Origin of the sequence: Candidatus Phytoplasma solani, from assembly GCF_041729705.1 — a bacterium.
GTDB lineage: Bacteria > Bacillota_I > Bacilli_A > Acholeplasmatales > Acholeplasmataceae > Phytoplasma > Phytoplasma solani.
In genome coordinates this window covers 722,102-744,494 of sequence record NZ_CP103788.1, presented here as the reverse complement: position 1 = coordinate 744,494, position 22,393 = coordinate 722,102, and the positions used below count along the sequence as shown (strand labels likewise).

Annotated in this window: 18 protein-coding genes; 15 read left to right on the top strand and 3 right to left on the bottom strand. The window is 27.9% G+C overall.

Annotated elements, in window-relative coordinates; translation table 11 throughout:
• Positions 1 to 4: 4 nt before the first annotated feature.
• The 10 genes from psc1_RS03570 to pyk all read left to right on the top strand — a co-directional run bounded on the left by psc1_RS03570 (position 5) and on the right by pyk (position 13,412).
• Positions 5 to 958, top strand: coding sequence for a bifunctional oligoribonuclease/PAP phosphatase NrnA (locus psc1_RS03570; protein ID WP_023161329.1), 954 nt, complete (start codon positions 5 to 7; stop codon positions 956 to 958).
• 91 nt (positions 959 to 1,049) lie between these two features.
• On the top strand, positions 1,050 to 2,420 hold the full coding sequence (mnmE, locus tag psc1_RS03565; RefSeq protein ID WP_122225452.1) for a tRNA uridine-5-carboxymethylaminomethyl(34) synthesis GTPase MnmE: 1,371 nt from the start codon (positions 1,050 to 1,052) through the stop codon (positions 2,418 to 2,420).
• 109 nt (positions 2,421 to 2,529) lie between these two features.
• Positions 2,530 to 3,468, top strand: a complete 939-nt coding sequence (locus psc1_RS03560) for a bifunctional oligoribonuclease/PAP phosphatase NrnA (RefSeq protein WP_023161327.1) — start codon at positions 2,530 to 2,532, stop codon at positions 3,466 to 3,468.
• 75 nt (positions 3,469 to 3,543) lie between these two features.
• The gene (thrS, locus tag psc1_RS03555) at positions 3,544 to 5,469 is read left to right on the top strand and encodes a threonine--tRNA ligase (RefSeq protein ID WP_122225454.1); all 1,926 of its coding nucleotides are present in this window, start codon (positions 3,544 to 3,546) and stop codon (positions 5,467 to 5,469) included.
• A 174-nt stretch (positions 5,470 to 5,643) separates the two neighbouring features.
• Complete coding sequence (locus tag psc1_RS03550; RefSeq protein WP_122225638.1) at positions 5,644 to 5,838, top strand: hypothetical protein; 195 nt, start codon at positions 5,644 to 5,646, stop codon at positions 5,836 to 5,838.
• Positions 5,839 to 5,869: 31 nt separating this feature from the next.
• Positions 5,870 to 7,297 (top strand): IS3 family transposase, encoded by a 1,428-nt coding sequence (locus psc1_RS03545; RefSeq protein ID WP_122225495.1) that lies wholly within the window; start codon positions 5,870 to 5,872, stop codon positions 7,295 to 7,297.
• 672 nt (positions 7,298 to 7,969) lie between these two features.
• Positions 7,970 to 8,623, top strand: a complete 654-nt coding sequence (locus psc1_RS03540) for a hypothetical protein (RefSeq protein ID WP_373375600.1) — start codon at positions 7,970 to 7,972, stop codon at positions 8,621 to 8,623.
• A 464-nt stretch (positions 8,624 to 9,087) separates the two neighbouring features.
• The gene (gene eno, locus psc1_RS03535) at positions 9,088 to 10,380 is read left to right on the top strand and encodes a phosphopyruvate hydratase (RefSeq protein ID WP_023161126.1); all 1,293 of its coding nucleotides are present in this window, start codon (positions 9,088 to 9,090) and stop codon (positions 10,378 to 10,380) included.
• A gap of 79 nt (positions 10,381 to 10,459) precedes the next feature.
• The gene (gene gpmI / locus psc1_RS03530; RefSeq protein ID WP_122225458.1) at positions 10,460 to 12,010 is read left to right on the top strand and encodes a 2,3-bisphosphoglycerate-independent phosphoglycerate mutase; all 1,551 of its coding nucleotides are present in this window, start codon (positions 10,460 to 10,462) and stop codon (positions 12,008 to 12,010) included.
• A gap of 55 nt (positions 12,011 to 12,065) precedes the next feature.
• Complete coding sequence (pyk, locus tag psc1_RS03525) at positions 12,066 to 13,412, top strand: pyruvate kinase (protein ID WP_023161128.1); 1,347 nt, start codon at positions 12,066 to 12,068, stop codon at positions 13,410 to 13,412.
• Positions 13,413 to 13,469: 57 nt separating this feature from the next.
• Here pyk and psc1_RS03520 read toward each other — a convergent pair whose 3' ends face one another.
• Together psc1_RS03520 and psc1_RS03515 are read right to left on the bottom strand one after the other, a co-directional pair.
• Positions 13,470 to 14,546, bottom strand: coding sequence for a hypothetical protein (locus psc1_RS03520; RefSeq protein WP_373375599.1), 1,077 nt, complete (start codon positions 14,544 to 14,546; stop codon positions 13,470 to 13,472).
• A gap of 75 nt (positions 14,547 to 14,621) precedes the next feature.
• Positions 14,622 to 15,743, bottom strand: coding sequence for a hypothetical protein (locus psc1_RS03515; RefSeq protein ID WP_373375598.1), 1,122 nt, complete (start codon positions 15,741 to 15,743; stop codon positions 14,622 to 14,624).
• Positions 15,744 to 16,152: 409 nt separating this feature from the next.
• Here psc1_RS03515 and pepV point away from each other — a divergent pair, with 409 nt between their 5' ends.
• The 5 genes from pepV to psc1_RS03490 all read left to right on the top strand — a co-directional run bounded on the left by pepV (position 16,153) and on the right by psc1_RS03490 (position 21,986).
• Positions 16,153 to 17,529 (top strand): dipeptidase PepV, encoded by a 1,377-nt coding sequence (gene pepV / locus psc1_RS03510; protein ID WP_373375597.1) that lies wholly within the window; start codon positions 16,153 to 16,155, stop codon positions 17,527 to 17,529.
• A gap of 1,768 nt (positions 17,530 to 19,297) precedes the next feature.
• Positions 19,298 to 20,164 carry a thymidylate synthase gene (locus psc1_RS03505; RefSeq protein ID WP_023161470.1) on the top strand — a complete coding sequence of 289 codons (867 nt, stop codon included), beginning with the start codon at positions 19,298 to 19,300 and terminating at the stop codon, positions 20,162 to 20,164.
• On the top strand, positions 20,161 to 20,652 hold the full coding sequence (locus tag psc1_RS03500; RefSeq protein ID WP_122225460.1) for a dihydrofolate reductase: 492 nt from the start codon (positions 20,161 to 20,163) through the stop codon (positions 20,650 to 20,652). The genes psc1_RS03505 and psc1_RS03500 overlap by 4 nt, the downstream gene beginning before the upstream one ends.
• Before the next feature lie 2 nt (positions 20,653 to 20,654).
• Positions 20,655 to 21,446, top strand: a complete 792-nt coding sequence (locus psc1_RS03495) for a lysophospholipid acyltransferase family protein (RefSeq protein WP_373375596.1) — start codon at positions 20,655 to 20,657, stop codon at positions 21,444 to 21,446.
• Positions 21,447 to 21,557: 111 nt separating this feature from the next.
• Positions 21,558 to 21,986, top strand: a complete 429-nt coding sequence (locus tag psc1_RS03490; protein ID WP_023161467.1) for an OsmC family protein — start codon at positions 21,558 to 21,560, stop codon at positions 21,984 to 21,986.
• Between the two features lie 65 nt (positions 21,987 to 22,051).
• Here the strand turns inward: psc1_RS03490 and psc1_RS03485 are convergent, their stop codons facing one another.
• A complete protein-coding gene (locus psc1_RS03485) occupies positions 22,052 to 22,393 on the bottom strand; it encodes a hypothetical protein (RefSeq protein ID WP_023161466.1) in 342 nt (113 codons plus the stop codon).

Genomic DNA, 22,393 nt, shown 5'->3' with positions numbered 1-22,393 from the left:
ATTTATGCAAATTATTTATAACCAAATTAAAGCTTTTGAAACTATTATCATTCACGGACACAGTAAACCGGATGGTGACTGTTATGGGGCTCAATTAGGCTTAAAAGATATCATCCAAGCTACTTTTCCACAAAAAAAAGTTTATGCCGTCGGAGAAAGCAACCCTTATTTATCTTTTGTAGGATCGATGGATCAAATTTCAGACGCTTTATATCAAAACGCTTTAGCGATTGTCGTTGATTCTGGTCAAGAAAGTAAAATTAACGATCCTAGGTTTAAATTAGCTCAAAGTGTGATAAGAATTGACCATCATTTATTGATAGATCATTATGGCGACTATCAGTGGGTTGACCCTAGTTATTCTTCTTGTTCGCAAATGATTTTTGATTTCAAACAACGTTTTGAGATGCAATTAACCACTAAAGGGGCTTTGGCGATGTATGTCGGAATGGTAACTGATACTGGTAATTTTTGTTTTGACAGAGTCAACCAAGATACCTTAAAAGCTGCTTCTGTTTTACTTTCGTTTGATATTAATGTTTCAGAAATTTTTTATCACCTTAATAAAGAAAATTTAACTTTGTTTCACTATAAAGCTTATATTTATCAAAATGCTGTTGCCGATCGCGGTTTTGTTTATTTGGTTGTTTCTCAAGTGATTTTAAAAAAATTTAATTTAAATATCGATGTTGCTGCTAGTTTGGTCAATATTTTAGGACATTTAGAAGATCATCCAGTCTGGGCTTTTTTCATCGAACAAGAAGATAAAACTTTTAGAGTTCGGATTCGTTCGCGCGGTCCGGAAATTAACGCTATTGCTAAACAATTTAAAGGCGGCGGACACCTAAGAGCTTGTGGCGCTACCTTAGATTCCAAAGATCAATTATCGCTTTTTATTAGTAAGATTCAAGCATCTATTAGTGCTTTTGAAATTTCACAAAATAATAAAACTTCTTAATTGAATAAAAGGAAACAAAAAACAACTTTTTTAATTTGTTTTTTAAATTTTTGCTTGTAAACAAAAGATAAGAAAGGCGAAATAGTAAAATATGTTTTTTGATACTATCGCAGCTATTTCAACTCCCTTAGCAACAGGAGGGATTAGTGTAATTAGAATCAGTGGCACTCAAGCTATAGCAGAAGTAAATAAAATTTTCCAAGGCAAAGACTTAATTAAAGTTCCAACTCATACTATTTGTCATGGTTTTATTTTGAACAATGACCAAAGTATTTTAGATGAAGTTTTGGTTTCTGTCTTTAAAGAACCTAATTCTTTTACTGGTGAAAACGTGATTGAAATTAGTACTCATGGTGGTATTTTAATTACTCAAATGGTCTTAGAACGTATTTTAACCCTAGATATAAGATTGGCTCATCCGGGCGAATTTAGTCAAAGAGCTTATCTAAATGGCAAAATTGATTTAGTTCAAGCGGAAGCTATTATGGATTTGATTCATGCCACTAACCAAAACGCAGTTAAAATAGCTAATGTTGGTTTACACAAACAAACTTCTCAATTAGTCAGTTCTTTGCGAGAAAAAATTTTAAATCTGATCGCCCAAATTGAAGTTAATATCGATTATCCCGAATATGATGACGCTGTGGAAATGACACATACCGTTATTGACCCTCAAGTGGCTAGTTTAATTGTTCAATTAGAAGATATTTTGACTCATTCACAAAAAAGTAGATATCTTAAAGAAGGCATTAAAACTTTAATCATTGGGCGTCCAAATGTCGGCAAATCGAGTTTATTAAACGCTTTATTAAATGAATCAAAGGCGATTGTCTCTGATATTGCAGGCACTACAAGAGATTTTGTCGATGCTTATTTTAATTGTCAAGGAATCATTCTTCATTTGATTGATACTGCAGGCATCCATCATACCACTGATCCGATAGAAAAAATAGGAATTACTAGAACTAAAAAATTGCTATCCCAAGCCCAATTAGTTTTGTTGGTTTTAGATCAAAGCGAAGTTTTGCAACCAGAAGACAAGCAATTATTAGAATTAACCAAAAATCACCTTCGCATTATTATTGCCAACAAAGCCGATTTAAAAACTTTTCTTTCTAAAAAAACATTTTTAAGTTTATTTGAAAGTGATATTGTAACGGTTTCTAGTTTAAAAAAAACCGGCTTGTTAGAATTACAAAATTGCATTTTGCAAAAATTCCAATTAGATTTGATTCAACCCAAAGATTTTAATTATTTTTCTAATATTAGACATATCAATCAAATTCAAATAGCCTATCAAGCCTTGCTTGATTTACAAAACGCTTTGAAGATGTTGATGCCGATTGATATTTGTGTTATTGATTTAACTAAGGCTTATCAAGCTTTAGGAGAAATTTTGGGTGACCATCAAGAAAATAATTTAATTAAAGAATTGTTTGCGAAATTTTGTTTAGGAAAGTAATGGCTACCCAAATTTGACTTGTTTTTTAATTTTTCAAATTAAGATATTTTTGCCATATTTGTTAAGTTTTGTATTTTGATTTTTTTCAAAATCAAAGAAAGATAAAAATATGAAATTAATTCAAGAAAAAATTCAAGCTTTTGATACTATTATTATTCACGGCCACATTAAACCAGATGGCGATTCATATGGAGCTCAATTTGGTTTAAAAAATATGCTGACAAATACTTTCCCTCATAAACATATTTATGCCGTCGGAGAAAGTAACCCTAATTTCCCCTTTTTAGGAACCATGGATCAAATAAGTGATGATCTTTATCAAAATGCCTTAGTGATTGTAGTTGATTCGGGTGACACAAAAGTTATCAGTGATCAAAGGTATGCTTTGGGTAAGTTTGTTATCAGGATTGATCATCATATTTTAACCGAAAATTATGGTAATTATGAATGGGTTGATGATTCTTTTGGCTCTTGTTCGGAGATGATTTACCTTTTAAAAGAACAATTAAATTTAAAATTAACTTTTCAAGGGGCTTTAGCTATTTATATTGGAATGGTAACTGATAGTGGTAATTTTAGATTTCATCGTGTAAGTAGTCAAACTTTTAGAATTGCAGCCGAATTAATTAATTATGGAATTGATATTACTTTGGTGGAACAAAATATCAAAAAAGAAAAATTACATGTTTTAAAATATAAAGGGTATGTCTATCAAAATATTGTAGTGGCAAAAAATTTTGTTTATGTTTATGTCTCACAAAAGACTATTGCGCATTTTAACTTAACCTTAGAAGAAGCTTTTTCAGCTGTTCATTTATTATCCCATTTAGAAAATTATCTTTTTTATGTTTTGTTTTTGGAACAACCGAATCACAAAATTAAAGTTCGTCTTTGTTCTAATGGTCCTAATATTTATGATATTGTTAAAAAATACGGTTGCAAAGGGCACCTAAGAGCTTGTAGTTTATTTTTAGCTTCCGAAGTAGATATTAAACCTTTTGTCAAAACTTTAGAAAAAGAAATTGTTCTTTTTTTGCAAAAACCTTAACTTTTTTTTCGTTATTTTTTTATATATAAAACCAAATAACTCCACAATTGAAATTAATCTCAGAAAGGATTATTTATGATTAAAATTAATGTTTTAAACAATCAAATACATTTATTTCCTAAAAAAATAACTCCTTTGTCAATTTGGAAAGAATTTTTAGCTGTTACTTTGAAAAAACCAGTTGCAGCTCTTTTTAATCAAAAACTAATTGAGCTTAATTTTCCTTTAACCCAAGATGGCGAGCTAGAAATTTTAACTGAAGAAAATCGTAAATCACTAGATGTTTTAAATCACAGTACCGCCCATTTGATGGCTCAAGCGATTAAAAGACTTTATCCACAAGCCCTTTTGACAATTGGACCTGCCATTAAAGAAGGTTTTTATTACGATATTGACTTTCAAAAACACGATATTTCTAAAAATGATTTTGCGGCGATCGAAAAAATGATGAAACAAATTTCTTTAGAAAATCATCCTATCATAAGAGAAGAGGTATCCTATCAAAAAGCCAAAGAGATTTTTGCTAATAACCCTTATAAAATAGTTTTGTTAGAAAAACATAAAGAAGAAGTGATTAGCATTTATCGCCAAGGAGAGTTTTTTGACCTTTGTCGTGGTGGTCATCTTTTAAAAACCTCTTTGATGAAGCATTTTAAACTTTTAAAAATATCTGGTTCCTATTTTCAAAGTAACGCTAAAAACCAAACTTTAACACGGATTTATGGCACTTCTTTTTTTCAAAAACAAGCTTTAATTGATCATTTACAGCTTTTAGAAGAAAGAAAACAACGCGATCATAAAAGATTGAATAAAGAATTAGACTTATTTATGTTTTCGAAAGAAGTTGGCTTAGGTTTGCCTTTTTTATTGCCGAAAGGGGCTACTTTGCGTCGTATTGTAGAAAGATATATTGTTGATAAAGAGTTAAGTTATGAATATCATCACGTTTATACTCCAATTATGACGAATACTGAACTTTATCGTATTTCTGGTCATCTAGAACATTATGCTGAAAATATGTTTCCTGTGATGCGATTAGAAAGTGGCGAACAATTAGTTTTAAGACCGATGAATTGCCCCCATCATATGATAATTTACAAAAAAACGCCTCGTAGTTATAAAGAATTACCTTTTCGAATTGCTGAATTAGGGATGATGCATCGCTTTGAAAAATCAGGGGCAGTTTCGGGTTTGCAAAGGGTACGTGAAATGACCCTAAATGATGCTCATATTTTTGTTACCCCTGATCAAATAAAAGTCGAGATGAAAAAAATTATTAATTTAATTATAGAAGTTTATCGTGATTTTGGCATTAAAAACTATGAATTTCGTTTAAGTTATCGCGATTCAAAAGATAAAGAAAAATATTTTCCAGATGATGATATGTGGAAAAATGCAGAACATATTTTAAAAACTACCGTTGAAGAACTTAATTTACCTTTCAAAGAAGCGATTGGTGAAGCGGCTTTTTATGGTCCTAAATTAGATGTCCAAGTGTTAACTGCTTTAGGCAATGAAGAAACTTTATCAACAATCCAATTAGATTTTTTATTACCGCAAAAATTTGATTTAACTTATATCGATACTAACAATAAACATCTTCGTCCGGTTGTGATTCATCGGGCTATTGTTTCGACTATGGAACGATTTTTGGCTCATTTAATCGAAGAAACTAAAGGTATTTTCCCTTTGTGGCTTGCCCCCCTGCAAGTCTTATTGATTCCTGTTTCTTCTGTTTTGCATTTGGAATTTACTCAAAAAATTAAAGAATTTTTGTTATTACATGGTTTGAGGTCTGAAATTAACACCAAAGATACTACTTTAGGTTATAAAATTAGAGAAGCTCAGAAATTAAAAATCCCTTATCAAGTAGTAATTGGAGATAACGAAATAACTAAAAACACCATCACTTTTAGACAATACGGAAAAACTCAACAAATCGAGATGAATCCCAGAGATTTTGTTGCCTTTTTAAATGAACAAATTAATCAAAAAAAATAATTTGTTACGTTTTTTAAAACTGAAGACCAAAATTAAAACCCCACCGGACCAAAAAACGAAACCACCTAAAAACAAAAAATAAATCCACAAAAAAACAAGCTAAATTGTTTATTAAATTAAAATAAACAGTTTAGCTTTTTTTGTTTTCTAAACTGTGGAAAGGAGAAAAAAATAATGAAAAATCAAATTGAAGAATTAGAAAAAAATTTGCAAATCCTTACAGCCAAGGAGCGCGAAAACATAAATTATTCGAAAAAATTCGCATGTTGGGCGGAAGAATATAAATTCGAGGCACAAAAAGTCAAAATCAAGGCAAAAACAATAAAAACTAAAATAGAAGCATTAAAAAACCAATTAAACCAAGAATAAATAAAAATATCCAAAAAAGGGGAAACAAACAATGAAAACAAATATTGAAAATGAAATTAAAGAATTAAAAAAAGAATTTCAATTATCCAACAAAGAGATACGCGAAAGCATAACTAAAGCGAAATCATGTATGTATTGGGCGCAAGAATACACAGCTAGGGCAGAAGAAGAAGACTTAACCAACATAAAAGAAGCAGAAGAAAACGCAACTTGGGGACAAGCGCATTTAAAAGTGGCAAGAATGTTAGTAAATAAGACGCAAGAATTAAAAGCAAAAATAGAAAAACTAAAAAATGAATTAAACCAAATTCATTGTCAAAAAATAATTGAAAAATTAGAAATTAAAAATATTTCACAAGTTTATGACTGGGTTAGAAAGTATAATAGCGACCCTGAAGGAGAATTAGACAACTTAAAACCTAAAAAAAAGGCCATATCACAAGAAGATGAGGACTTATTACAAGCTTTAACGAAAGAAACGACAAAACTATTCAAAAACCGCCTTGAAAAACGCGATTTTTACTTAAAAATCATTCAAAAATACTCTCAATCTTTGTCTCTTAATCAAATATTAAAAAAACTACAAATACATAAAAGCACTTATTATCGGTGGCTTTTGCAAAATAAAAAATTCGCCACTAATCAACCCTTAGAAAAAGCCATTTATAAAATGTGTTATCAATACGCTTTTGTGGCAAACCATATCCCTATTATGAGATTAGGATACCGTCGTATTTGGTTTAAAATGAAAAAAGCAGGCTTTAAAGTATCACGCTTAACAGTTTTAAAAATTATGAATAAATTAAACTTGTTATCACGGATGCAAAAAACCAAGTCAAAACATTTTCAAGTCAAAGCCGAACAAAGAAAAATCACATTTCAAAATAAATTAAATAATAATTTTTACGCCTCAAAACCTTTACAAAAGATTTGTACTGACATTACTTATATTATTATGCCAAACGGCGCTAAGGTTTATTTATCAGCTATTTTAGATTTACATACAAGAGAAATAATTAGCTTTAATTTATCTCAAAAACAAGACATTAATTTTGTTATGCAAACATTATCAAAAATACCTTTTTCTAATGGTTGTATTCATCACAGCGATCAGGGCACCGTTTACACCTCCAAAGAATACATGACAGCGGTTAAAGATAAAGGCATGATTGCTAGTTTTTCCAAAAAAGGCACACCATCAAATAACGCATGTATAGAGGCCTTTTGGTCTAATTTTAAACGCGAGACTATTAATTTAATTAGGAAAAAAGATTTAAGTTTTGACAAAGTGAAAGAAATTATTACTTCATATATTCATTTTTATAACTATGAACGTGAAATGCAAGTGTTAGATGGGATGGCGCCCCTCGAATATAAAAATTATTATCAAAAAAACCCTGATTTAAAACCATTTATTATTAAACCCCAACGAAAAAAAATGAGACGTTATTACCAATAAACCTATAATTATTAACCCTTCAACCTAGAAGGGCATTTTGTGCTGGTTTTTTTTATAATGATAAAAAATATATATAATTTAACAAAATAAGCAAAACATTTGACAAATAAAAAAAATTAAGTTATATATTATATAATCTGATTTTGATTCTGGTATTACTATATATTATATATTAAACATCAGAATCAGAATCAGAATCTTTATATAATATTATTATTAAAAAATTAATATAAAATAATATATTATAAAATATCTGATTTTGATTCTGGTATTGTTTTTTTCTTTTTTTAAAAAAAATCATTTTTTGTTGTTTTTTTTGTTGCTTTGTATTTTTTTTATGTTAAAATATAGGTAGTTTAATAAACACATATTTGGCTCATAAATTTGTTTCCAAGTGGTAGTGTTTTGACGTACCGGTACCAACACTATTTTAGGGTTTTTGTATGAATGAAATGTGTATTCATTGTTGAAAGCCAAAAACTGTTTTCACATATAGAAAAATTAATTAAAAAAATAATTTAGTTAAGTTGTTGCTTTGTTGATGTTTTTGGTATAAATATATTATAATAAATATATTGATGTGTTTAGATAAAAATATTAGTTAGTTTAAAATTATATTGATTTTTAACTTCCAAGATATGAAAAAATAAGGAAGTTTTGTTAAATTAAAGAATGCCAAAAATAATTAGAAAAGAGAATATTATTGTATATTTTTTTCTCTTTTTATCTGTGTTTTGTTGTTTACTTTGTACTATTCAATGTTTAGAATTTATCTATAAGAATAAAACAATAAAAAAACCTGTAACACCGTCGTTAGAAGAGACACAAACTAAATTTGTTCTTACCCAAAAATTAGCATATTTAGGATTAAATCAATTTATTGATGGGTTATATAAGAATCAATTTAAAGAAAAATATGTTAATATTTTTCGAGGTGATGGAGTTTTATTTGAAGATAAAGTTTTAAATGGCACTTTAGGTACTGCAAGCACCCCTTTAATACAAGGAACTCTTGATTTTTTAGCTCAATTATTAAAACAAAAACTCAATTTAATAGTAAATGATATACATTATTTATCTTCTTTTAATTCGTATAATCAAGTTATTGATTTAAAAATGCGTAATAATGGCGGTAATCATTTTTATATCCACAAACCCCAAGATACGCAAGGTGATGGTTATTGTTTTTTTCATGCCATTATTTTTTTATTAAAAGAAAAAGTCTTATTATTAGAACAAATCATTAATAACTTCTTTGCAAAATTTGATTTAATAACAACTAATCAAAAGATTATTAATGAGATTAAAAAAATAAAAGCAAATTAGAGAAAAAAATCAAAATAAATAGAAATTTTTGATTTGTAATTATTTAAATCAATTTCATCTACAATTACATTTTGTTTTAAGAGACACCTTTTGGGGGTCTTTTTTTATTGGGATTCCTTGTTCATGGTTTTTATAGCATTTTTTTAACTTAACTTTTTAGTAGTTTTTGTTTATTTTAAACTAATTAAAATAGATATTTTACCAATATTAAAAAGTCATCAGATAGATGATAAATATTTGCTTGATAATTATAGCAAGTAAATCACTAATAATTTTTAAGATTCCTTTTTTTTAAAAACATAAATTAACTTTTTTTGAGTATTAAAATATCTTTTTTGATAAAAAAGCATTATAATATTTATTGGTTGTTAAATTAATCATTTTTAAATCAAATTTTATTTTTTTGGTTCATCGTTTTTTATTTTTTAACTATTTTAAAAATATTAATCCAAAAAGGAGTATTTATGCCATATATTGAAAGTATTATTGCCCGTGAAGTTTTAGATTCAAGAGGAAATCCCACTGTTGAAGTTGAAGTAGTAACTAAATCCCAAGCTAAAGGGAGATCTATTGTCCCTTCGGGAGCATCTACTGGCGAACACGAAGCTGTCGAATTAAGAGATGGCGATCAACGAAGATTTTTAGGCAAAGGTGTTCAAAAAGCTGTTGCTAACATCAAGGACATTATTTTTCCTAAATTAGAAGGTCTGAGTGTTTTAGAACAAATTTTAATTGATCGTTCTTTGGTTAAATTAGATGGAACTCCTAATAAATCTAAATTAGGAGCAAATGCAATTTTAGGCGTTTCTTTGACGGTTGCAAGAGCTGCGGCTGATTTTTTAGGTTTGGAATTTTATCAGTATATAGGAGGCATTCAACCTAAGCAAATGCCGGTGCCAATGATGAATATTATTAATGGTGGCGCTCACGCTTCTAATAGTATTGATTTTCAAGAATTTATGATTTTGCCAATCGGGGCTCCTAGTTTTAGAGAAGCTTTGCGTTATGGCGTAGAAGTTTTTCATCATTTAGCTAAAATTTTAAAATCTAAGGGATTACCTACTACAGTTGGTGATGAAGGGGGATATGCTCCTGATTTAGGTTCGAACGAAGAAGCTTTACAAATTATTTTAGAAGCGATTAAAAGTGCAGGTTTTGTTCCTGGTAAAGATATTTTTTTAGGCATGGATGTTGCCGCTTCAGAATTTTATGATAAAGAAACTAAAAAATACGTTTTAGCTTCTGAAAACAATAAATCTTTTAGTAGCGAAGAGCTAGTTGCTTATTATGAGTCTTTAGTTGATAAATATCCAATTCTTTCAATCGAAGATGGATTGGATGAAAATGATTGGGATGGTTGGAGAGTTTTAACTCAAAAATTAGGACACAAAATTCAATTAGTTGGTGATGATTTATTTGTCACTAATACTCAAAAATTAACTCAAGGAATTGAAAATAATATCGCTAATTCTATTTTAATCAAATTAAATCAAATCGGCACTTTAACAGAAACTTTAGAAACAATTGAACTAGCGAAAAAAGCTTCTTATACAGCCGTAATTTCGCATCGCAGCGGTGAAACTGAAGATACGACGATTGCTGATTTAGCAGTTGCAACTAATGCTGGTCAAATTAAAACCGGCTCTTGTTCTCGTACGGATCGCGTAGCGAAATATAATCAATTATTAAGAATCGAAGATCAAATAATAAACACTCCTTATTTAGGTCTGAAAGCTTTTTATAATTTAAAAAAATAAAAAATCTTAGTTTGGGGTTTAAAAATCTTATAAATAAATAATTCGTTTTAACATTATACAAACAAAGGAGTTATCAAAAATGAACAAATTTGTAAGTCTCATTATTTTAGATGGTCTCGGTTTGTCAGAACAAAAAGAAAATAACGCTTTTTATTTAGCCAAAACTCCTTATTTAGATAGTCTTTTTTGTCGTTTCCCTCATACCACTTTAATTGCTTCTGGTGAGGAAGTGGGTTTACCTACAGGACAGATGGGCAACAGCGAAGTCGGTCATCTTAACTTAGGGGCTGGTAGGGTTGTGTATCAATCATTAACTCAAATTAATAAAGCAATCCGCGAGCAAACTTTTTGTCAAAATAACGCTTTTTTAAAAGCTATCGAACATGCCAAAAAGAATAACAGCAAAATACACCTTTTAGGACTTATTTCTGATGGCGGGATTCACTCACATTTGAGTCATTTTAAAGCTTTGTTTGATTTATTAAAAAAACATAGTTTAGAAAAACAAACATATTTGCATGCAATTACTGATGGAAGAGATACTTCCCCTAATTCAGGAGTGGCTTTTTTGCAAGAATTATTGGATTATGGTTTACAAATAGCCACTGTTTCAGGTAGATATTACGCCTTAGATCGTGATAATAACTGGGATCGTATTAATTTAGTTTATAATATTCTCACTACTAAAAAACCCCCTTTTTTCAATGATCCTGTCAAACAAATAAAAGCTTGTTATCAACAAGGTATCACAGATGAATTTATTAATCCTTTTGTTGTTTTACCTGAGGGTTTAATGGATGATAACGATTCAGTTATTTTTGTCAATTTTCGCCCTGATAGAGCGATGCGCTTAGCAACAGCTTTATCAAATCCGATAGAAACTAATTATTTTAGTTCCGAAGGTAAAACTAATTTTGCAGGTCAAAAAATATTAAAAAATCTGTTATTAGTTACTATGACTTCATATGGTAAACAAGTTAAAAGTTTAGTCGCTTTCGAAAAAGAAGTTTTAAAAAATATTTATGGCGAAGTTATTGCTAACAAAGGGCTACATCAAATCAGAATTGCTGAAACAGAAAAATATCCTCATGTCACTTTCTTTTTTGATGGTGGCAAAGAGTTGAAATTATTAAATGCCAATCGCATTTTAATTTCTTCACCTCGTGTTAAAACTTATGATCTTAAACCAGAAATGAGTGCCTTTGAAATCACCGATGTAGCCAAAAAGGCAGTTTTATCTAATAAATATCAAACTATGATTCTTAATTTTGCCAACCCCGATATGGTAGGACACACTGGCAGCCTTGAGGCAACTATTAAAGCAGTTGAAACGATAGATACTTGTCTACAAGATTTGATTGAAACTATTTTATCTGTGGGCGGAAAAGCTTGTATTTTAGCAGATCATGGTAACGCTGAACAAATGACAGATGAAGCAGGCAACCCTCATACGGCTCACACCACTAATTTAGTTCCTTTAATTGTGACAGATCAAAATATTACTTTAAAAAAGGGAGCTTTATGTGATGTTGCTCCTACTTTATTAGATTTATTAGGAATTGCACAACCGAAAGAAATGACAGGAAAAAGTTTGCTTCACAAAAAATTAAATTCAAAAAACTTCAAATAAAAATATTATAAACGATAAATAAAATCAAATTAAAAATCAGTGAGGATTTTAAAAAATGAATAAGACCAAAATAGTATGTACTTTAGGACCTGCTTGTCAAGGTAAAGAAGCCTTGAAACAATTAATCAAAAATGGTCTTAACGTAGCTCGTTTTAATTTTTCTCATGCTACTTATGAAAACAGTGAAAAAATTTTACGCGAAATTAAAGAAATTAATCAAGAATTAAATACTTATGTAGCAACTATGTTAGACACTAAAGGACCTGAAATCAGAACTCATAATTTTGTAAAACCAGTACAAATTGAAAAAAACTCTGAAGTAAGAATTGCTTTTACTGAAGTTTTAGGGACTGAAAAAAAGTTTTCTATTAGTTATAAAGAGCTTTATAACGATATTAAAGTAAATGATTTAATCTTTATTGATGATGGTTATTTGACTTTAGAAGTAATTCAAAAAGATGAACAAAACCGTGAATTAATTACCAAAGCTCATAACACTCATATAGTTAAATCACGCCGAGGTGTTAATGTTCCTAATATCAAACTAAAAATACCTTATATTTCTCCAAAAGATGCTTCAGATATTGTTTTTGCTTGTCAAAAAGGATATAATTTTTTAGCTCTTTCTTTTGTAAGAAATGCTTCTGATGTTTTAGAAGTAAGAAAAATTTTAAAAGAACAGCAAAATGAAAAAATTAAAATTATTTCTAAAATTGAAAATCAAGAAGGAATTGATAATTTAGAAGAAATTATAAAAGTTTCTGATGGTATAATGATTGCTCGTGGTGATTTAGGAATTGAAGTTGCAGGCGAATTAGTTCCTTTATATCAAACTCAAATGATTCAAGATTGTTTGTATGCTGGCAAACCAGTAATTGTAGCTACTCAAATGTTAGAATCCATGCAAAGAAATCCTCGCCCAACTAAGGCTGAAATTAGTGATGTTTGGAACGCTGTTTTAGAAGGAGCGACTTCTACTATGTTATCAGGTGAATCAGCTTCCGGACTTTATCCTGCTCAAGCGGTTGCTTTTATGGCTAAAATTAATCACCAATCAGAACAGTATCTAGATTATGAAATGATAGCTAGTTTTTACAACCCAAAAACTAGGTCTGAATTTTTAGCTTTCAGTGTTATACAGTTAGCTTTAAAAGAACAAATTCATGCTGTTGTAGTTGATGATGTAAGTTATGCTTTTGCTTTTGCTAAAATGCATTCTAAAGTGCCTGTTTTTGTGCAAGTCAAAGATATCAGTCAAGCAACCTCTTTAGCTCTTAATTTTGCTAATTTTCCTTTTTTAACTCAAGAAGAATTAACTATTAAATTAGCCCTTTTAAAAGAGGACATCCAAAAAGATTTAGTGATTGCCTCAATTCAAAAAAACACCTTATTTTTTATTTAATTTCTTTATATATAAATAAAACAGTAGATTCATTAACTAAATCTACTGTTTATTTTTTTAATTTTTGTAATAAAGAATTCTTTTTTCGCCTGTCTGTTTGTCATATAATTCAATTTTTTGAATACGTTTGATTTTGCGAGTTTTCCAAAACAAACCTCTATATTTATATTTATAATAGGGGGCTCTTAATTCTAGATCATAGTTGTGTAAAGAAAGTGGTGCTTTAATTTGGCATTTTACAGGAAAAGTTGCCACAGTTTCATTGTTATCTATTCTTTTTAAAACAATATTTTGGATATTTAAATAAGCGGGGGCATCATAACCTGAACCTTTTTCGTAAATAAGATCAGTATAAAAGTTATTTTGCCAAAAATTTTGTTCTGGAGAAGGGCTTTCATCTTGCCAAAAAATATACATATTTTTAGCCCCATTACCTAAATTTTTTAACGCTTCAAAGGAATAACAACGATCAGTATTTTTTCTTAAACCTTGATCAAAATAAACTAATAAAAGTTTTTCTGGCGTCAAACCTTTTAAACGCGAATTAAAATTAACATAATTATATTGACCAATTTGATCGTTGTATAGCCCATAAACTAAATTTTTGACAAAACGCTTTTCTCTAAATTGAGTGTTTAACCATTCTAGTGCTTTTTTTTCGTTGCTTTCTTTGCCGAGATAGATATTATAAATATTCATGTCTTGTATTTGTTCTTCGAGTTGAGGTGGAAAATGCTGACAGATATTTAAAATTTTGGTTTTCTTGCTATTGTGAGATATTTTTAATAAATTAATTTTATTGGGTGAATTAAGGGTTTGTTTTTTCAAAGGTTTGAAAAAGTGTGTTTTTTTGATATTGTGTAAATTATTTTTATTATTGTTTTGTTTTGTTATCCATCGTTTTTTGTTTGTTTTATTTTTTGGGTTTTTTTGATTTTGGGATATTAAAAGTGAGTTTGTAGTTGGGTCGGAAGTGTAATTTGGCAAAGATAAAGATTTGCTGTTATACTGATATTTTGTCTGGATCCAAATAAAGATCAAAAATACAATTATTAAAAGAATAAAAAACCATACCTTCAACTGGGTTATTTTTTTTTGCAAAGATGGCGAATACACTAATTTTGTTTTGTTCATCCTTTCTTGGTTTTTGTAGTCAATTATTGTTATTATTTAACAACAAAATGAAAAAAAGAGATTTTGCAATCTCTTTTAAGCGTTAATAAAGGTTTCCAAATTATCTCTTTTTTTGCCAGGAAATAACAATACGCCTATAAAAATTAGTAACACTGTCACAATACCTATAATAAGTGCATAAAGCCAATATTTATTATTTTGTGAATTAATGTTATTATTCGTAGTTTTTTGAGTTAATGTTGACCTTTCTTCTGTTGATGGTGTTTTAATATCATTTTCATCTTGTATAAGTATAGTATTTGAATTTTGATGAATAATGTTTTCTTGAGTTGTGTTTTCTTGAGTTGTGTTTTCTTGAGTTGTGTTTTCTTGAGTTGTGTTTTCTTGAGTTGTGTTTGAAGTTGGTGAAAAGTCAATTTCTATTTTTTGTTTGACTGCTTGTAAAACAGACTCTTTAGTGGCATTATTTTTTTGTTTAAATTCTGCATCTAATATATTATTTAATGCATCATTAAAATTTTTTTCTTCTTTTGGGTTTTTAAAGTTATAATTTTTTTTAATTTCTTTTATAATATCTGATTTATTTATTTTTTTAATTTGAAAATTAAATCGAATTTTTCCTTTGTATTTCAAAGATGTTTTTTTGGCTTGAAGCATTAATTTGCCTGATTCAAGGTCTTTTTCTATACATTCAACTTCATTTATATCTAAGTCAGGATTTAAATTTAGAATAACTTTTTTTAATTCTTCTATTTCAGGTGTTTTGGCATCAATTTTATTTAATTCAAATTCACCTAAATTTTTATTTTTAATGAATTCATTTAAATCTGTTTTAATACGAAAATAAAGCTCTATTTGACCGTTAATTAAACTAGAACTTTCTTTGGCTATAACAATAGCTTTGCCTTGGTATTCGTTAGCTGGATCGTCTAAATCTTGCACTGTGATATCCCAATGTTGCTTCATATTGGTTTTGTTTAAATTGCTATTTAGTTCTTTAATTTTTGTAGATATTTCTTTGATAGTTGGTTTGTTGTCAAAAGCTCCTAAATCTATGTTAATGGTACTTATATCAAATGTTTTGTCTTCGTTAATGGCTGTAACAAAATTACAATTGATGACAAGCAATGTAAAAAATAATAAAACACTCAAAAAGTATTGCCAACCTTGATGTTTTTTTAGATAATGATTATTCAATGATTTCCTTACTATAACTTTCTAATATCTTAGCCCATTGAAAGCCCAAGATCTTTTTAAGAATTTTAAACGAATTTATTTTATTGTATTTGTTAGTGCTTGCAACTCTTTTAAAATCCATTAATATTATATCTTAACAAAAATAAAAAAGAAATACTTTTTTTATATTTGTTGTTTTTTTTGATTGTTTAATAAAAAGTTAGCAAAACATTTTGACAATCTGGTGGTTAGTTGTATAATATAAATGTAATTATATATTAGACTTATCAAAAATATATTAGATATGAGATAAATTGCAATAAAATAAGTTACATAATTAAGTTTTTAAAAACAAGTAATTAATATTAATATCAGAATTTATTATGTATTTTGCATCCAAATTAAAGAAAAAAGAGGTTGTAATAATAATTTGATTGATTTTAGACAAGAAGTTTTGCAAAGAAAAGATGCTTTGATTACCTCTTTGCAAAATTTATTAAAAATTAATAGTGAGTTAACTAGTTTTAGTCCTGATAGAGTAGGTGCTCCTTTTGGTAAAGGAAATCAAAAAGCTTTAGAATACATGCTTGATTTAGGTAAGCAAAGTAATTTTGAAGTTGTCGATGTTGATGGCTATGCCGGTCATATTGAGTATGGTAGTCAAAAAGAGTGGGTTTGTATGATTGGACATTTAGACGTTGTGCCTGCTGGTTCTAATTGGACTTATCCTCCTTATGAAGCAAGAATTGTTGATGGTAAAATTTTTGCCAGAGGCGCAGAAGATGACAAAGGACCTACGATTGCAGTTTTTTGGGCTTTAAAAATTTTAAAAGAATTGAATTTGCCCTTACAAAAAAGAATTAAATTAATTTTAGGTTTAGATGAAGAAACAGGTTGGCGTTGTATGGAGTATTATTTTCAAAAATTTCCTGAAATTCCTTCTTGTGGCTTTATCCCTGACAGCCATTTCCCGGTGGTTTATGCAGAAAAAGGGATCTGTGTGTTTCTTTTTGAACGCACTTTGGAGGATTGGCGCATAATTAGTATCAAAAGTGGGTCTGCTTCTAACGTTGTCCCTGATTTTGCTTCTGCTATTATCATTTTTGATCCTACTTTTTTAATTTTATTTAATGATTTTATCGCTAAAAACAATATTCAAGCTACTTTGACGACTAGTAATAATCAAATAAAAATAGATGTCTTTGGAAAATTAGCTCATGGCTCAACTCCCTGGCAAGGTAAGAATGCACTTTATCTTTTGATCAAAATTTTAAAAGCTTTAGGAATTGATAATGATTTAATCAACTTATTTGATCAATATTTGGTTGATGATTTAGAAGGCAAACAAATAGGTATTTATCATAATGATCATAAAACCGGTAAACTGGTTTGTTTTTCAGGCGTTTTAGAATATATTAATAACAAAGTTAGCTTTTCGCTTAATTTAAGATATCCAAAAGGTATGACTTATCAAACTATTGAAACTAAATTAACTCAATTAGCACAAAAATATCATTTTACTTTAAAAGCTGATTTTCACCGACCACTTTTATATGTTGATCCACAAAGTAATTTCATTCAAACGTTAATGCAAGTTTATCAAAAGCATACTGATGATTTGACATCAAAACCTTTATGCGTGGGCGGTGGAACTTTTGCTAGGTGTGCTCCTAATTTAGTAGCTTTTGGACCGCATTTTAAAGGTGAACCCTCTTTGGCTCATCAAAAAGATGAATTTATGTCCATTAAAAATTTATTGCAATTAACAACTATATATGCTGAAGCTTTATATCTTTTAGCTAAATAAAAAAAAATTAAAAAATAAAGCTAAGGGAACAAATATTTCATTACAAATACTTATTTATATTTATGTTGCTTTATTTTGAAAAATGATTTTAGCAATATCATATATTGGCAAAAGACTCGTTTATTAATTAAACATTAAAACTTTTAAACTCGGGTAGAATTTATACATATATGGTTATCCTGAAATTTTAGCCAAGAATTGCAGCTCTTTTTCCGCTTAAAAAATAAAGAATTTAGCGTAGCATTATACAAATAAAAATGTTTTTCTTTTAATTTTTGAAAACGTTCTTATGAATCTATTTTAGTATTTTAAAACATCGATAAATCAAAAATTCAAATTGATCAAATTAAGGATTTTTACACTAAAAGTTATTTTAAATGCTCTGGCAAAATCAGAAAATCAACTCTTAGATTTTTTGGCCAAAAAAAGAAACTGTTTATCATGTTTATCCAAAAGGAGCTTTACTACTTGATATTATTCAATTATTTGTTTTATCTGGTGGCGCTGGATTAAAAAAAGATTTTTTCATGTAAATATTTGTAATAATTAAATTTTTTTCTAAAGAATCAAAAAAACATTTTCAACATAATGTTATTATTTATCCAACTCAAAAACCAAAAGCAGTTACAAAGAAATTAATAGAATCAATTGTTCACAAAGAAACAATTGGTAATGTTTTTATTTTTTTGTTGGTTCAAAGTTGGAATGTTTATTTACCAAAAGAGCAAAATTTAATTATCTAAGTGTTGAAATTAACCCTGATTATGTTGCATTAGCTAAGAAAATTTTTAGGTAATAAGTAAAATTTATAAATTAAACTTCATTATGTTAGGCAATTTGCAAAAATATTTAACAAAATTTCACGAACTTTTTTGAAGGAAGATGCTCTGCTTGGTATTTAGAAAAACTAATTTGTTAAAAGCATAAAAAAGACCTCAATAACACCAATATTCTATCTTAGAAGGACAATAACCATAACAAGGAATATGATATTAATTAATAAAGAGATAAAAATTTAAAAAATAATTATTTAGTGATTTCTGGTTATCGTTTGGGAAGATTTAAAGGGGATGAAAAAAATAATTTATTTTCTTAATGAAGATAATATTTTTATTATTTTAATTCTTTATCGTTGTGAAAATAATGAGTTTAGTAAACAACATTTTTGTAATAATATTTTATTAAGCATCAACAAACAATGTAAAATTTAAAAATGACAAAAATCAAAATACTAAAGAATTAATTAATTCTTGAGGAGTTAAATTTTTTTTATGTCTTATTATAAGTTGGCAAATGTGGCGGACTACATATCTTTATCTTTAATCAAAGATAAATATATAATAAGAATTTAATATTTTTTTTTAAACAAATGAAGTTTTTTATTAAATCTTAAAAAGTTTAAAAAAATATCAACCAAAAAAAATAATTTTTTAATAATTGAAAATAAAACAAAAGGGCAATAAAAATATCATTTTAATTTATAAAATTAACTTCAAAAAAATTGTTTTTATATGTTATTTTTCCGAACCTTAATTTAAATTAATTAAAAAAACATTATTTGATGTTTTGTTATTTTGATTCTCTTATTAGTTTTTTAGGTGGTATGTTTTGGATTAATTTAATTGCTTGTCTTGCAACTGATTATAAAGAAACTTTTTTTTAATTCACGAAAAATATTAATTAATAATTTAATATAATTAACAACTATTTATATAAAACTTTTTTATTTTTCAAAAAAAATAATTTATTAAGGAAAATAAATTACATTATGAAAACTTATTTAGATTTATGTCGTTTTATTTTAACAAATGGGGTTTCAAAAGAAGATCGAACAAAAACAGGTACCAAAAGCATTTTCGGTTATCAAATGCGTTTTAACCTTCAAGATGGTTTCCCTTTGTTGACTACTAAAAAAATGAATCTCCAAGCTATCATCCATGAACTTCTATGGTTTTTAAAAGGAGACACTAATATTTATTATTTAGTGCAAAATAATATCAAGATTTGGAACGATTGGCCTTATCAAAAATATCAAAATTCATCTGCCTTCCAAAATGAAACTATGGAAGAATTTGTTCAAAAGATTAAAAATGATCCTTCTTTTGCTGCCTTGCATGGTGATTTAGGACCTGTTTATGGCAAACAATGGCGTGATTTTAATGGGGTTGACCAAATTAATGTTTTAATTTCGGAAATAAAAACTAATCCTTATTCTAGACGTTTAATTCTTAATTCTTGGAACCCTCCACTGATAAATCAAATGGCATTACCACCTTGTCATGTCTTAATGCAATTTTATGTCTCGCAAGGAAGACTTTCTTTACAGCTTTATCAAAGAAGTGGTGATGTATTTTTAGGTATCCCCTTTAATATCGCTTCTTATGCTTTGTTGCTAATGATAGTAGCGCAAGTAACTAACTTAGAACCTTACGAATTCATTCACATCTTAGGAGACGCTCATATTTATAATAATCACTTCAAGCAAATAGATACTCAAATTAAGAGAACACCAAAAAAACTACCTCAAATGTTGTTAAATCCTGATATTAAAGATATTTTTGATTTTAAATTTAGTGATTTTACTTTACAAAATTATGTTTGTGATGGTGTTTTAAAAGGTGATATTGCGGTATGATTAGTTTAATTACAGCTTTTGATAGCAATTATTTAATAGGGTTTGATAACAAGTTACCTTGGCATTATCCCGATGATTTACAATATTTTAAAAAAATGACCTTTAATCAAGAAGTTTTAATGGGTTATCAGACATATCTTTCTTTAAAAAGTTATTTCAAAGATAAACCTTTTTATTTTAAAAAAACTTATGTTGCTAGTTTGCAAAAAGATTTACAATTGCCTAATTGTGAAGTTGTTTTTAATTTAGCAAATTTTTTAAAGACTTGCGCTACTAACCCAAATATTAATATTTTTATTATCGGCGGCAGACAAATTTATAGACAAGCTTTACCTTATACTAAATTTTTATATATTACTCATATTTTAAATAGATATCAAGGTAATGTTTATTTTCCTAAAATTGATTGGCAATCATTTCAATTGATGCAAAAAACCATTCAACCACAATTAATTTTTACTCTTTATCAAAGAAAAAACGAGTTTTGATTATGTTCACTTTTATTTTTATAGCTACTTTTTTATTATCAACTTTTATGCTTTGTCACATTATGTCATTTTGGTTCTTCCCGATTGCTTTATTTTTTGCTTTATTTTTAACTTTTATAACACTTTTTTTAGTTTTATTGTTATGCCTTGCAATCATGTCTTTTTTACCTTCTAATCACAAGTTTAAAGGTTTTGTTGCTCAAAGTTTAGCTCTTTTGGTGAAACGTTTTTTAAGAATAAAAATCACAGTTACAAATCCTCATCTCTTGCTGTTATCAAAAAATATCGTTATTTATGCTAATCATAAATCATATACAGACCCTTTTATAATTGCAAGTGTGATTCCAAGAACTATCGCTTTTTCTCCCAAGGATAAGTTTCGTTCTTTTTGTGGCAGTCATTTTTTTTTGCAATTAGCTTTTTATGCTTTTGATTATATGGTTATATCAAGAGATAATATACGTAAAACAGCTTTAAGTTTAATAAAGGCAATTCCAAAAGTAAAAGCAGGTTTAGCGATGGTTGTTTTTCCTGAAGGTGGTATTAAAGATCGAAATGATGAAGCAACGGTACCACTTTTAGAGGGGTCTTTTAAAATTGCTTTTAAAACGCAAGCCGATATTATCCCTTTAACGATCAAAGGGGCAAGTCGAATTAAAAATTATTATTGGTGGCAAAAAAAAACAGTTGAAGTTATCATTCATCAACCCTTAAAATATAAAAATTATCACAATCAAACTATGTCACAAATAGCTTTAACGGTGCAAAAACAAATTAATTCAAGCTTTGCATAAACTTATTTTAAACATTAACAATATTACTTTAATGTTATAATAAAAAAAGAGATAATAATTTATTTTTCTAAAAAATAATATTATTTCAAATAAGAAAAGGAAGGATTTAAAATGATTGTTTTTCAGATAACTACTTATTTTAATCCATATTTAAATGATTTATGTTTTTTTGAAGAAAAAAACAGTACTACTAAGAAGTTGGTATCTGCTTTAGAACCGAGTCAAAATCAATCCGGTCCTAAAGATTTGTTTTGTCTTTCTTGGAGCATTTGTTTATACAAAACTTCCAAAAAGATTTTAGAAGAACAAGGACATCAAGATAAAGATTTAAAAGTTAAAGTTACTTTAGAAATGGCAAAAGATGATAAAGGTTTTTATTTTAAACCGACTGCTATTTTAGGCATCGAAAATATGTCATTACAGCAAGTTCAAATAATTTTGCTAGCAGCCGATCAAAGATGTCCGATTTCGCGTTTAATTAGTGCTAATGATAATGTAAAAACTCAAGTTGCTAATTATGATGAATTGATAACCCAATAAAAATTAATATATATAAAAAACACACCTTCAAAGAAGGTGTGTTTTTGTTAATCGAAATATATAATTTATGATAAATAATTTTGTTTTAATTGATCGTTTGTTTTAATAATTTTTATTACCAAAGGATTCAATATATAACTATTATATTTTTGTTCAAAAATAATTTCTTTTGTAAAAATAATATTTAAATTTAATAAATCCTTAGTAATTTTGGCTTCTTTTGTTAAAAAGAAAGATTTGTCTTTGTCTTTGATAAAACTTTTTAAAATTTCTTTTTCTAAATCTCCACAAGTTATTAAATAATTTTGAATTTTGGTTTGATTTTTTTTTTGATAAAAAAACTCCATTATAAAATAAATAAAAACAGCAGTTAAAACAATAATTAAAATTAATTGTAAATAATTCAT